The 12,969-nt window shown below is 64.2% G+C and carries 10 protein-coding genes; 9 read left to right on the top strand and 1 reads right to left on the bottom strand.

The features are described from left to right. From K0F86_RS15820 to K0F86_RS15780, 9 genes are all read left to right on the top strand, one after another. A partial coding sequence (locus K0F86_RS15820) for a nitrate reductase subunit alpha (RefSeq protein WP_257572178.1) occupies window positions 1-3,128 on the top strand: 3,128 nt, incomplete at its 5' end. Between the two features lies 1 nt (window position 3,129). Continuing rightward, entirely contained in the window at window positions 3,130-4,680 is a 1,551-nt protein-coding gene (gene narH, locus K0F86_RS15815; protein WP_034781611.1) for a nitrate reductase subunit beta, read from the top strand. Window positions 4,681-4,701: 21 nt separating this feature from the next. After that, complete coding sequence (gene narJ, locus K0F86_RS15810; RefSeq protein ID WP_219135295.1) at window positions 4,702-5,346, top strand: nitrate reductase molybdenum cofactor assembly chaperone; 645 nt, start codon at window positions 4,702-4,704, stop codon at window positions 5,344-5,346. A gap of 34 nt (window positions 5,347-5,380) precedes the next feature. Then, window positions 5,381-6,067 (top strand): respiratory nitrate reductase subunit gamma, encoded by a 687-nt coding sequence (gene narI, locus K0F86_RS15805; protein ID WP_071077546.1) that lies wholly within the window; start codon window positions 5,381-5,383, stop codon window positions 6,065-6,067. 25 nt (window positions 6,068-6,092) lie between these two features. Continuing rightward, window positions 6,093-6,839, top strand: a complete 747-nt coding sequence (locus tag K0F86_RS15800) for a peptidylprolyl isomerase (protein WP_219135294.1) — start codon at window positions 6,093-6,095, stop codon at window positions 6,837-6,839. A gap of 102 nt (window positions 6,840-6,941) precedes the next feature. Further along, a complete protein-coding gene (gene moaA, locus K0F86_RS15795; protein ID WP_219135293.1) occupies window positions 6,942-7,928 on the top strand; it encodes a GTP 3',8-cyclase MoaA in 987 nt (328 codons plus the stop codon). Window positions 7,929-7,972: 44 nt separating this feature from the next. Beyond that, a complete protein-coding gene (locus K0F86_RS15790) occupies window positions 7,973-9,859 on the top strand; it encodes a type IV pili methyl-accepting chemotaxis transducer N-terminal domain-containing protein (protein ID WP_306823205.1) in 1,887 nt (628 codons plus the stop codon). Window positions 9,860-9,884: 25 nt separating this feature from the next. Next, window positions 9,885-10,547, top strand: coding sequence for a response regulator (locus K0F86_RS15785; RefSeq protein ID WP_034781594.1), 663 nt, complete (start codon window positions 9,885-9,887; stop codon window positions 10,545-10,547). 128 nt (window positions 10,548-10,675) lie between these two features. Next, window positions 10,676-11,899 (top strand): NnrS family protein, encoded by a 1,224-nt coding sequence (locus K0F86_RS15780; protein WP_219135291.1) that lies wholly within the window; start codon window positions 10,676-10,678, stop codon window positions 11,897-11,899. A gap of 163 nt (window positions 11,900-12,062) precedes the next feature. Here K0F86_RS15780 and K0F86_RS15775 read toward each other — a convergent pair. Continuing rightward, window positions 12,063-12,969 (bottom strand): response regulator (locus tag K0F86_RS15775; protein WP_219135290.1); only part of this gene is annotated, 907 nt, incomplete at its 5' end.

Raw genomic sequence — 12,969 nt, 5'->3', positions numbered from 1 at the left:
TTCCCGCCATGTCCATGGTCAGCTACGCCTCCGGCACGCGCTACCTGTCGCTGATCGGCGGCGTGGCCCTGAGCTTCTATGACTGGTACTGCGACTTGCCGCCCGCCAGCCCGCAAGTGTGGGGCGAACAGACGGACGTGCCGGAATCGGCCGACTGGTACAACTCGACCTATCTGATGGTGTGGGGCTCGAACGTGCCGATGACGCGCACGCCGGACGCCCACTTCTACACGGAAGTGCGCTACAAGGGCACGAAAACCGTGGCTATCTCGCCCGATTACGGCGAAATGGTGAAGTTCGGCGACATCTGGCTGGCGCCGAAGCAGGGCACGGACGCGGCGCTGGCGCTGGCCATGGGCCACGTCATCCTGAAGGAATTCCACTCGGAAGGCCAGTCCGACTACTTCCGCGACTATGCGCGCCAGTACACGGACTTCCCCATGCTGGTGCTGCTCAAAGAGCATAACGGCACCCTGGTGCCCGATTACTTCCTGCGCGCTTCGCACCTGGACAACAACCTCGACGAAACGAATAACCCGGAATGGAAAACCCTGGTCATCGACGAAACCACGGGTGCGATTACCGCGCCGGCCGGCTCCATCGGCTTCCGCTGGGGTGAGTCGGGCAAGTGGAACCTGGAACAGAAGGCCGGCGGCAGCGGCGTGCCCATCGTGCCGATGCTGTCCATGATCAATGACAGCGACGCCGTCACCGAAGTGGGCTTCGCCTACTTCGGCGGCAAGGATGCGTCCGACATGCTGCTGCGCAAGGTGCCGGTGAAAACCATCCGCCTGGCCGACGGCAGCACCGCGTTGGTCACCACCGTGTTCGACCTGACGCTGGCCAACTACGGCATCGACCGTGGCCTCGGCGGCGAAAACGTGGCGGAAAGCTATGACGACGACGTGCCGTACACCCCCGCGTGGCAGGAAAAGCACACGGGCGTAAAACGAGCCGACGTCATCACCGTGGCGCGCCAGTTCGCGCAAAACGCGGACCAGACGCGCGGCAAGAGCATGGTCATCGTGGGCGCGGGCCTGAATCACTGGTATCACATGGACATGACCTATCGCGGCATCATCAACATGCTGATGATGTGCGGCTGTATCGGCCAGTCGGGCGGCGGCTGGGCGCATTACGTGGGCCAGGAAAAACTGCGTCCGCAAACGGGCTGGACGCCTCTGGCCTTCGCCCAGGACTGGGTGCGGCCGATGCGCCAGATGAACGGCACCTCGTTCTTCTATGCCCATACGAGCCAATGGCGCCACGAAAAGCTGGAAACGGGCGACATCGCCTCGCCGTCGGCGGCCGGCGGCACGGGCGACCTGACCCTGCTCGACTACAACGCCAAGGCTGAACGCATGGGCTGGCTGCCATCGGCGCCGCAGCTGCAAACGAATCCGCTGGAAGTGGCAAAGGCCGCCAAGGCGGCGGGGCAGGCACCGGCCGCGTATGCGCTCGATCAGATCAAGGCGGGCCAGCTGCAGTTCTCGTGCGACGACCCGGACAATCCGGCCAACTTCCCGCGCAATATGTTTGTCTGGCGCTCGAATATCCTGGGCAGCTCGGGCAAGGGCCACGAATACTTCCTGAAATACCTGCTGGGCACGCAGAATGGCTTGCTCAGCGACGAAGACGACTGCATCACGCCGAAACAGGTGAAAGTGCGCCCGGCCGCCGAAGGCAAGCTCGATCTGCTGGTGGTGCTGGACTTCCGCATGTCGACCACCTGCCTGTATGGCGATGTGGTGCTGCCGACGGCCACCTGGTATGAAAAAGACGACTTGAACACCTCGGACATGCACCCGTTCATCCACCCGCTGTCGGAAGCCGTGCAACCGCTGTGGCAATCGAAGTCGGACTGGGAAATCTACAAGGGCATCGCCGAGAAATTCTCGGAAATCGGTGGCGAACTGCTGGGCACCCAGCAAGACATCATCCTCACGCCGCTGCTGCACGATACGCCGGGCGAGCTGGGCCAGCCTTTCGATCCGAAGGACTGGCGCGCCGGCGAATGCGACGCCATTCCAGGCAAGACCATGCCGAACATGACGGTGGTCGAGCGCAATTACCGCGACGTGTACAAGAAGTTCACCTCGATCGGACCGCTGCTGGAAAGCATCGGCAATGGCGGCAAGGGCATTTCCTGGAAAACGGAGCATGAAGTCGAGATCCTGCGCGGCATCAACCGCACGGTGCTCGAAGAAGGCGTGTCGAAGGGCCAGCCGCGCCTGGACACGGCCATCGATGCGGCGGAAATGATCCTGACGCTGGCGCCGGAAACGAATGGCCACGTGGCCGTCAAGGCCTGGGCCGCGCTGTCTTCCATCACGGGACGCGAGCACACGCATCTGGCCAAGCCGCGCGAGCATGACAGCATCCGCTTCCGCGACGTGCAGGCGCAGCCGCGCAAGATCATTTCCTCGCCCACCTGGTCGGGCCTGGAAAGCGAAGAAGTCAGCTACACGGCCGGCTATACGAATGTGCATGAAATGATCCCTTGGCGCACCTTGACGGGCCGCCAGCAGTTTTACCAGGATCACCTGTGGATGCGCGACTTCGGCGAAGGCCTGTGCGTGTACAAGCCGGCCATCAACACGAAGACGACGGAAGCGCTGCTGGGCACCAGGCCGAACGGCAACAAGGAGCTGGCGCTGAACTTCCTGACACCGCACCAGAAGTGGGGCATCCACTCCACGTATTCGGACAACCTGCGCATGCTGACCCTGTCGCGCGGCGGACCGCACGTGTGGCTGTCGGAAACCGACGCGCAGACGGCCGGCATCGTCGACAACGACTGGATCGAAGTGTTCAACGTGAACGGCAGCCTGACGGCGCGCGCCGTCGTCAGCCAGCGCATCCCGGCCGGCATGACGATGATGTACCACGCCCAGGAAAAGATCATCAACGTGCCTGGCGCGGAGATGACGGGCAAGCGGGGCGGCATCCATAACTCCGTGACGCGCGCCGTGCCCAAGCCGACGCACATGATCGGCGGCTACGCCCAGCTGGCGTACGGCTTCAATTACTACGGCACGGTGGGCTCCAACCGCGATGAATTCGTATTGGTGCGCAAGATGAACAAGGTTGACTGGCTCGAAGGCCCGTTGCAGGAAGAAGGAGCATAGTATGAAAATCAGAGCGCAAATCGGCATGGTGCTGAACCTGGACAAGTGCATCGGCTGCCACACCTGTTCCGTCACCTGCAAGAACGTGTGGACCAGCCGCGACGGCGTCGAGTACGCATGGTTCAACAACGTTGAAACGAAACCGGGCATCGGCTATCCGAAGCAGTGGGAAAACCAGGACAAGTGGAATGGCGGCTGGCGCCGCACGGATGCGGGCAAGATCGAGCCGCGCCAGGGCAGCCGTCTGAAAATCCTGGCCAATATCTTCGCCAACCCGAACCTGCCGGCGATTGACGAGTACTACGAGCCGTTCACCTACGACTACGAGCACCTGCAAAGCGCGCCGCTGTCGCAGACGCCGCCGACGGCCCGTCCGATCTCCGTGCTGACGGGGAAAAAGATGGAGAAAATCGAGTGGGGTCCGAACTGGGAAGATGACCTGGGCGGCGAATTTGCCCAGCGCAGCAAGGACAAACTGTTCGACAACATGCAGAAGGAGATGTACGGCACGTTCGAGAACACCTTCATGATGTATCTGCCGCGCCTGTGCGAGCATTGCCTCAATCCGACGTGCGTGGCGTCGTGCCCGTCCGGCTCCGTGTACAAGCGCGAAGACGACGGCATCGTGCTGATCGACCAGGACAAGTGCCGCGGCTGGCGCATGTGCATCTCCGGTTGCCCGTACAAGAAGATTTACTACAATTGGTCGTCCGGCAAGGCGGAGAAGTGCACCTTCTGCTTCCCCCGCATCGAGGCGGGTCAGCCTACCGTGTGCTCGGAAACGTGCGTGGGCCGCATCCGCTACCTGGGCGTGCTGCTGTATGACGCCGACAAGATCGAGGCAGCCGCCTCCGTGCCGCAGGAGCAGGACCTGTACCAGGCGCAGCTCGATCTGTTCCTCGATCCGCACGACCCGGCCATCATCGCGGAGGCGCGCCGCCAGGGCATTCCTGATCTTTGGCTGGAAGCGGCCGTCAAGTCGCCCGTCTACAAGATGGCCGTCGAGTGGAAAGTGGCGTTCCCGCTGCATCCCGAATACCGCACCTTGCCGATGGTGTGGTACGTGCCACCGCTGTCGCCGATCCAGGCGGCCGCCGAATCGGGCAAGCTGGGTGTGAACGGCATGCTGCCGGACACGCAAAGCCTGCGCATTCCCGTGCAATACCTGGCCAATTTGCTGACGGCCGGTGACCAGCCGCCTATCGTCACGGCGCTGGACCGCATGCTGGCCATGCGTGCCTACATGCGCAGCAAGACCGTCGAGAAGGTGGAAAACCTCACGGTCCTGAAACAGGTGGGCTTGACCAAGGCGCAGGTGGAGGACATGTACCACATCATGGCCATCGCCAATTACGAAGACCGCTTCGTCATCCCCAGCAGCCACAAGGAAATGGCCGAGGACAGCTTCAACGAGAAGGGTTCGTGCGGCTTCAGCTTCGGCAACGGCTGCTCGGACGGCACCAGCGAACCGACCTTGTTCGGCAAGAAAAAACACGGTTCGGCCATCTTCATGCAGATGCCGAAGTCGCGCAAAACGGCGCCTGGCGCTTAAGGAACCGATATGACACACGCTATGAATCAGTATCAAATCCTCTCGCGCCTGCTGCTGTATCCCGAGCCCGAGCTGATCGCGCACCTGCCCGAGCTGGACACTGCGCTGGCCGCCATGCCGGAACAGCACGCGCTGTTGCGGCCCTTGCTGGCGCACCTGGAAAGCAGCAGCCTGATCGACCTGCAGCAGCAGTACGTGGCCACGTTCGACCGCAATCCGTCGCACTCGCTGCACCTGTTCGAGCATATCCACGGCGAATCGCGCGACCGGGGCCAGGCCATGGTCGACCTGATGGAGGAATACAAGCGCCACGGCTTGCAGATGACGGGCGACGACTTGCCCGACTTCGTGCCGCTGTTCCTGGAGTTTTTGGCACAGCTCGACGAGGCGGCATCGGCGCCGCTGCTGGGCGACGCCGTCCACGTGCTGGCGCATATCGGCCGCAAGCTGACGGCCAACGGCAGTCCGTATGCGCCCGTCTTCACGGTGCTCGAACGTCTGAGTCCCGTGGCGGCCGAAATGCTGGCCGAGCCGCCGATCCGCGACATGGATGAAGCGCTGGAAACCTTCGGTCCCGGTGCGGATGGCGTCGAGCCCTTGCTGCGTCAAGCCCCGGGCGGCGTCCATCCCGTGCATTTTCACCCGCAGCCGCGCCGCGCCGCTTAATGGGCCGCCTGCGCCCGCATGAGGAGAGTACATCATGAGTAATTACTTGCATCAATTTGTGTATGGCATTTATCCATACATCGCGCTGGCGATCTTTTTCCTCGGCAGCCTGATCCGCTTCGACCGCGAGCAATACACGTGGAAGTCCGATTCCAGCCAGCTGCTGCACCGTGGCAGCCTGCGCCTGGGCAATATCCTGTTCCACATCGGCATCATCGGCCTGCTGTTCGGCCATGCGGCCGGCCTGCTCACGCCCGTCTGGGTGTGGGATACGCTGGGCGTGACGCACAGCCTGAAACAGGGCGTGGCCATGGCCGCTGGCGGCATCATGGGCGGCCTGTGCCTGGCCGGCTTGCTGATCCTGCTGGTGCGCCGCTTTTCCAATGACCGCCTGCGCGCCGTCACCACGGCCGGCGACAAGCTGGTGATGCTGTGGATTTTGCTGACCTTGCTGCTGGGCCTGTCGTCGATCTTCGTCTCGGCGTCGCACATGGATGGTCACATGATGGTCTTGCTGATGAACTGGGCGCAGCACATCGTCACCTTCCGCGGCGACGCGGCCAGCTTCATCGTCGATGCGCCGCTGGTGTTCAAGCTGCATCTGTTCATGGGCATGTCGCTGTTCGTCATCTTCCCGTTCACCCGCCTGGTGCACGTATGGAGCGGTTTCGGCGCCATCGGCTATCTGGGCCGCGCCTATCAACTGGTGCGCCGCCGCTAAGGCGGTCATTGAAAGGAGAATCATCATGGGAATTTCCGTCAATGGCATCGATATCGACGATGCCGACATCGCGCAGGAACTGCCGCACCACCAGCAGGCGGGCAATCCGCTGAAGCAGGCCGTGCATGAACTGGTGCTGCGCCGGCTGCTGCTGGACGAGGCTCAGCGCCTGGGCTTGCAGGCAGATAGCGACGATGCGCTGGTCGAAGCGCTGTTCGAGCAGGAAGTGCGCGTGCCGCCGGCCGACGATGCGGCTTGCCGCACCTTTTATGCGCAGCGCCCGCAACTGTTTCGCAGCGGCGCGCTGGTCGAGGCGCGCCACATCCTGTTCCAGGTGACGCCGGAAGCGCCTTTGGAGCTGCTGCGCACGACGGCGCAAGCCGTGCTCGACGCCCTCAAACTGGCGCCCGAGCGCTTCGCCGAACTGGCGGCGCAGTATTCGAACTGCCCGTCGGGCGCGCTGGGGGGCAACCTGGGCCAGCTGTCGCCGGGCCAGAGCGTGCCGGAATTCGACGCGCTGCTGTTTCGCCTGGAAGCGGGGGCGCTGGCCGGCCATTTGCTGGAAACGCGCTTCGGCTACCACATCGTGCAGGTGCTGCGCCGGGTCGAAGGCCAGGCCATCGCCTACGAGGCGGTGCAGGCGCAGATCGCCGATCGCCTGGCGCGCGCCGCGTGGCAGCGCGCCGTGCACCAGTATCTGCACTTGCTGGTGGGGCGCGCCGACATCGCCGGCATCGAGCTGGAAGGCACAGCCAGCCCGCTGGTTCAGTAAGTAGAAATGCGTAGCTAAAAAGGCGTAGGCCGCTAGGCCTTCTGGGGCACAGCCAGATCGTGCCCCAGCCTTTACAATCACGGAAGTAACAGGAGTAGCGTCATGGGTAGCGTCAAGTTGCAGGACCGTTTTGGCCGTTCGATCGATTATGTGCGGCTGTCCGTCACCGACCGCTGCGATTTGCGCTGCAGTTATTGCATGCCCAAGGGCTTTCGCGGCTTCGAGGAGCCGAAGGACTGGCTGACGTTCGACGAGATCGAACGCTTGCTGGGCATCTTCGTGCGGCTCGGTACGCGCCGCGTACGCCTGACGGGCGGCGAACCCCTGTTGCGGCGCAACCTGCCGCAGCTGGCGCAAAGGCTGTCCGCGCTGCCCGGTCTGGACGACCTGTCGCTGTCGACGAATGCCACCCAATTGGGCAAGCACGCCGTGGCCTTGCGCGCGGCGGGCGTCGACCGCATCAATGTCAGCCTCGACTCGCTGGACCGCGCCTGCATGCAGCAGATCACGGGACGCGACAGCCTGCAGCCTATTCTGGACGGCCTGATGGCGGGCAAGGCGGCCGGTTTCGACCCGATCAAGATCAATATGGTGGCCATGCGCGGCGTCAACGACGGCCAGATCGAGGCCATGGCGGCGTTTTGCATCGAGCAGCAGTTCATCCTGCGCCTGATCGAAGCCATGCCGATGGGCAGTACGGGCCGCAATGCCAGCTACATGCCGCTGGGTCCCGTGCGCGAGCGCCTGGCGGCCCGCTTTGGCCTGGTGCCGCAGGCGCAAGAACTGGGTGGCGGGCCGGCGCGCTACATGGCGACAGCCGATGGCCGCTCGAGCATCGGTTTCATCACGCCCATGTCGCAGCATTTTTGCGCCACCTGCAACAGAGTGCGACTGTCCGTCGATGGTACCCTGTACCTGTGCCTGGGGCAGGAAGAGAAATTCGCCCTTGGCCCCATGCTGCGCGGCGGGGCCACGGATGCGCAGATTGAAGCGGCGATCCGCGCCGCCATCGAACTGAAGCCGCAGCAGCATGATTTCAATACGCAGCCGGACAAGATTATCCGGTTCATGGCGCAGACGGGCGGCTGAGGCAGTTTGCATTTACATTCAAGGGCGGTATGAAATTCAAGGCGATGTTTTCCTCCTGGCAGAAGCTGTCGACCAAGATCGTCGGCGCGCTGCTGCTCATGCTGGTCCTGGCCCTGAGCGCCATCGGCTGCACCCTGTTCCTGTCGTGGCAGCTCGAAGGCAGTTCGGCCGCCATCAACGAGACGGGCCGGCTGCGCATGCAGACCTACCGCCTGACCCTGCTGCTGGCCAGCGACGCTGGCGAACAGGCGCGCCAGCAGGTGCTGCTGGTCGACGAAACCCTGGCCAAGATCGGCCACGGCGATCCGCAGCGTCCCTTGTTCCTGCCCCCCAGCACTGCCATCAAGTCGGAATTCGAGCGCATCGGCGCCGCCTGGCGCGGCGGCTTGCGTCCGGCCGCGCTGGCCGCCGATTCCACCGCGCGCGCGCGCCAGTTCGAGCATGACGCCGATACTTTCGTCGGCCAGGTCGACCAGTTGGTGCGCCTGATCGAGCACGATAGCGAGCAGCGCACGTTCTGGCTGCGCGCTTCGCAGCTGATCCTCGTCGGCATGGCCGTCATCGGCACGGTCAGCATGATTTACCTGATGTTCATGCTGATTATCGAACCGGTGACGCGACTGCGGCTGGGCATGCAGCGCATGAAGGAGCGCGATTTCAGCGTGCGCCTGGCCGTCGAAAGCAATGACGAATTCGGCCAGCTGGCCAGTGGCTTCAACCAGATGGCCGACCGCCTGCAGGCGCTGTACGGCAACCTGGAAGAGGGCGTGCGCAGCAAGACGGCCACCCTCGAATACCGCAACCGCGAACTGGCGCTGCTGTATGAAAGCGCGGCCTTTTTGCAGCGCCCGCAGCCCCTGGAAGACATCTGCGGCGGCTTCATGCAGCGCATCGTCGACTATTTCGAGGCCGACGGCTCCACCGTGCGCGTGCTCGACGCCGAGCGGGGCAATCTGCACATGGTTGTGCACCACGGCCTGTCGGAAGAACTGGTGGCGTCCGAGCATTGCCTGAAGGTGGGCGACTGCCTGTGCGGCACGGCCGTCGAGATGAAGGTGGCGAAGGTGCACGACATGCGCCGCATCGACAAGGCGCACGAGCTGCGCTGCCACCGCGAGGGCTTTGCCACCGTCTCCGTCTTCCACATCCATGCGCACGAACAGCACCTGGGCTTCTTCAACCTGCACTTCCGCCATGCGCGCGTGTTTTCCGCGCGCGAGCTGGCGCTGCTGGAAACCCTGGGCCAGCTGCTGGGCATCGCGCTGGAAAACCTGCGCCTGGCCGCGCGCGAGCGCGAGATGGCCATTTCCGAGGAACGCAACCTGGTGGCGCAGGGCCTGCACGACAGCATCGCGCAAAGCCTCAATTTCCTCAACCTGCAAGTGCAGATGCTCGACGACTCCGTGCGCAATGCCCGTTTCGACGAGGTGGCGGGCATCGTGCCGGCCCTGCATGCGGGCGTGAAGGAAAGTTACGAGGACGTGCGCGAACTGCTGGCCAACTTCCGCAGCCGCCTGATGGAGGATGACCTGATCGGCTCCCTGCGCGCGGCAATCGACAAATTCCGCCGCCAGACGGGCATCGACGCCGAGCTGCTGGCCGATGTCGACGGCGCGCCATTCCCCCGGGAACAGCAATTGCAGTTACTCTTCATCGTGCAGGAAGCGCTGTCGAACATCCGCAAGCACGCCCAGGCCAGCCATGTCGAGGTCCGGCTCGCCGATCACCAGGACTTTACGCTGACGATCAGCGATAATGGTGTCGGCTTCGATGCTTGCGCCGTGCTGGAAAAGGGCGACAGCCATGTCGGTATCCATATCATGCGCGAGCGCGCGCAGCGCATCGACGCCACGTTCGACGTGCACGCCTGTCCCGGTGGCGGCACGACCGTCGAACTGCACCTGTCGCGCGAGCAGCGCCGCGCCGCCTAAGCCACTATCTGAAAGTACAAAAAAAATGGAGACTCCCGATAAACCGATCACCGTCATGCTGGTGGACGACCATGCGCTGTTCCGCAGCGGCATACGCTCGCTGCTGCAGCGGCATACGGATTTTTCCGTGGTGGGCGAAGCGGCCGATGGCGTGGAAGGCATCAAGCGCGCCATCCAGCTGCAGCCCGACGTGGTACTGCTGGACCTGAACATGGCCGGCATGTCCGGCGTGGAAGCGCTGCAGCTGATGCAGCACGACTGTCCCGACACGGCCATCGTCATGCTCACCGTCTCCGAGGATGCCGAAGACCTGGCGACGGCCCTGCGCGCGGGCGCCTGCGGTTACCTGATCAAGAATATCGACGCCGACTATCTGGTGCGCGCCATCCGCCGCGCGGCGGCCGGCGAAGTCGTCATCGCCGAAGCGATGACGGGCAAGCTGGTGGCGCAGCTGCAGGCGGGCACGCGACGCGAGGAGCCCGTGTCGGAACTCGACAAACTCACGCCGCGCGAAAAGGAAATCATCGACTGCCTGTCGCGCGGCGAGAGCAACAAGGGCATCGCCCGCACCCTCGACCTGGCCGAAAGCACGGTCAAGATCCACGTGCAGAACGTGCTGAAAAAACTCAACCTCACCAGCCGCGTGCAGGCGGCCGTGTATGCGGTCGAGCACCGCCAGGGCAAATAGCCCGAGTTGGGGTCTGACCCGCCGGGTCAGACCCCATGCCTATTACCTCTCTCTAGTCCTTTTTGCCGATGGCCGTTCTGGCGCTTTTAAAGTAGTATATTGAATATATCTTTAAAAGCGAGCCCATCATGGCCATTACCCCGATCAGCGAACCTTCTCCACCGTCCACGACAGCAGGCGCCGCGCCCTGGCATGCCCGCCACGCCGTCTGGCAGCTGGGTTTCCGCCCGTTCTACCTGCTGGCGGCCGTGTTTGCGGTCATCAGTATTCCCTTGTGGCTGGCCAGCTATACCGGCTTGCTGACGGGCCGCTTGCAGGTGGGGCTGGGCTGGCACATGCATGAAATGGTGTTCGGCTTCGCGCTGGCCATCGTCGTGGGGTTTTTGTATACGGCGGGGCGCAACTGGACGGGCTTGCCCACGCCGCACGGCGCGCCGCTGATGGCGCTGGCGGTGCTGTGGCTGGCGGGGCGCATCGCCATGCTGTGCGGCCCCGGGCTGGTGGCTGCGCTGGTCGAGTGGCTGTTCCTGCCGCTGGCCGCCTGGCCCCTGTACCAGGTGCTGCGCCGTTCCGGCAATACGCGCAATCTGTTCCTGGTCGCTCTGCTGGCCTTGCTGGCGCTGGCCAATGGCCTGTTCCACGCGGCCGTGCTGGGATGGCTGCCGCTGTCGCTGTTCGTGCCCGTGCAGGCGGCCATCTTCATCATCGTGCTGATCGAATCGGTGATCGGCGCGCGCGTCATTCCCATGTTTACGCGCAATGGCGCGCCCGATATCAATCCCAATCGTACGCCGGTGGCCAGTCCGCAGCGGGCGCTGGTCGCCGTGGCCTGCATGGCGGCGGCCGCCATCGCGTGGCTGGCAGGCGCGCCAGCCTGGCTGACGGCGCCGCTGGCGTTCTGCGCTGCCGGCGTCTCGCTGGCCAATCTGCTGGCCTGGCAGCCGCAGCGCACCTTGCGCGTGCCCTTGCTGTGGATTTTGCACTTGTCGTATGCGTGGATAGGCGTCGGTTTTGCGCTGCTGGCGGCCGCCAGCCTGGGGCTGCTGCCGGCCAGCGCCGCCTTTCACGCGCTGACGGTGGGCTCGATGGCAGGATTGATCATCGGCATGATGACGCGCACCACCCTGGGCCACACGGGGCGGCCGTTGAAAGGCGGCCGGGCGGAAGCGGCGATGTACTGGCTGATCCAGCTGGGCGCGCTGGCGCGCCTGCTGGCCGCCATCGGTCCCGCAGCGCTGGCCATGCCGCTGCTGCTGGCTGCCGGCGCGTGCTGGTCGCTGGCCTTTGGCTTGTATGCCTGCGTGTATGCGCCGTATCTGTGGCGCGCCAGGGTGGACGGGCGCGAAGGCTAAGCTGTCAGAAAGGGCGCCAGGCCAGCAGTTTTTTGAGTTCCGGCGTCCAGTAGGACAGCGATTCGCCCACGACGAAGAGCAGCGTGCCCAGCATCAAGGCCCTCAGCAACAAATCCCTGCACCAGATCATAGTATTCCCCAAGTTTTCATGTTGGCAAGTTTATCATTGGCATGCGCGGCCATGTTGAGTTTCTGGCATGACCGACTGGCTGGGCGTCTGTGCCGTGAATGCGGCGGCGGCCTCGATGGCACGCGCCAGCGCCTGTTCCAGTGTGTCGAGCGCGGCCGACGCATCGTCGCCGGCATGCAGTAACTGTTCCGCCTGCTGCGCGGCTTGCAGGGTGGCGGGCAGGGCCAGGCTGCCAGCCTCGCCCGCCAGCTTGTGCGCCAGCGCGGCGGCATCGTCGCGCGCATCGGCTGCCAGCAGCGCGCGCATGGCGCCCACCGTATTGCGATAGTTGCTGCCAAAAAGCGACAGGTGCTGGCGGTAGGGCGCCTCATCGAGCCACTGCGCCATGCCTTGCGCCAGGTCGATCACGGCTGCCGCGCCGCATGGCGGCACGGGCAGCGTCGCTTCGGTCACGACCGGCGGCAGGGCTGGCAGACCTTGCGCATGGCGCCGATGCGCGCGCGCGATCAGGGCGATGGTCTGCGGCACGTCGAACGGTTTGCTGATGAAATGGTTCACGCCCGCTTCCAGTGCCGCCGTACGCTGTGTCTGGAACGCCCCGGCCGTCAGCGCCACCACGGGCAAGTCCTGAAACTGCGGCAGCTGGCGCAACGCGCGCGTCGCCTGCAAGCCATCCATGACGGGCATCTGCACATCCATCAGCACGATGTCGACGTCGGCCGGGTGGGCCAGCAACCAGTCCAGCGCCTGCCTGCCATCGCAGGCGAACGAGGGCACTGCTCCCTGGTCGCACAGGATATGCTTGACCACGTCGCGGTTGATTTCGCTGTCATCGACCACCAGCACGCGCACGCCGGCAAGCACGCGTTCTTCCGGCGCACCCAGGCTGGCGTCCAGGCCGGCGGCCCTGGCGCGCTGCTGGCGCGCTTCCATCGTCGCG

The sequence above is a fragment of the Janthinobacterium sp. UMAB-60 genome (assembly GCF_900095235.1).
Taxonomy (GTDB): domain Bacteria; phylum Pseudomonadota; class Gammaproteobacteria; order Burkholderiales; family Burkholderiaceae_D; genus Janthinobacterium.
This window is presented reverse-complemented; position numbering and strand designations above follow the sequence as displayed.

What these genes read in the sequence shown, in the direction of transcription:
- narI (WP_071077546.1), top strand. Translation starts at nt 5,381, where the DNA reads ATGAGTAATTACTTGCATCAATTTGTGTATGGCATTTATCCATACATC.
- narJ (WP_219135295.1), top strand. Translation starts at nt 4,702, where the DNA reads ATGAATCAGTATCAAATCCTCTCGCGCCTGCTGCTGTATCCCGAGCCC.
- K0F86_RS15790 (WP_306823205.1), top strand. Translation starts at nt 7,973, where the DNA reads ATGTTTTCCTCCTGGCAGAAGCTGTCGACCAAGATCGTCGGCGCGCTG.
- narH (WP_034781611.1), top strand. Translation starts at nt 3,130, where the DNA reads ATGAAAATCAGAGCGCAAATCGGCATGGTGCTGAACCTGGACAAGTGC.
- K0F86_RS15780 (WP_219135291.1), top strand. Translation starts at nt 10,676, where the DNA reads ATGGCCATTACCCCGATCAGCGAACCTTCTCCACCGTCCACGACAGCA.
- K0F86_RS15785 (WP_034781594.1), top strand. Translation starts at nt 9,885, where the DNA reads ATGGAGACTCCCGATAAACCGATCACCGTCATGCTGGTGGACGACCAT.
- moaA (WP_219135293.1), top strand. Translation starts at nt 6,942, where the DNA reads ATGGGTAGCGTCAAGTTGCAGGACCGTTTTGGCCGTTCGATCGATTAT.
- K0F86_RS15800 (WP_219135294.1), top strand. Translation starts at nt 6,093, where the DNA reads ATGGGAATTTCCGTCAATGGCATCGATATCGACGATGCCGACATCGCG.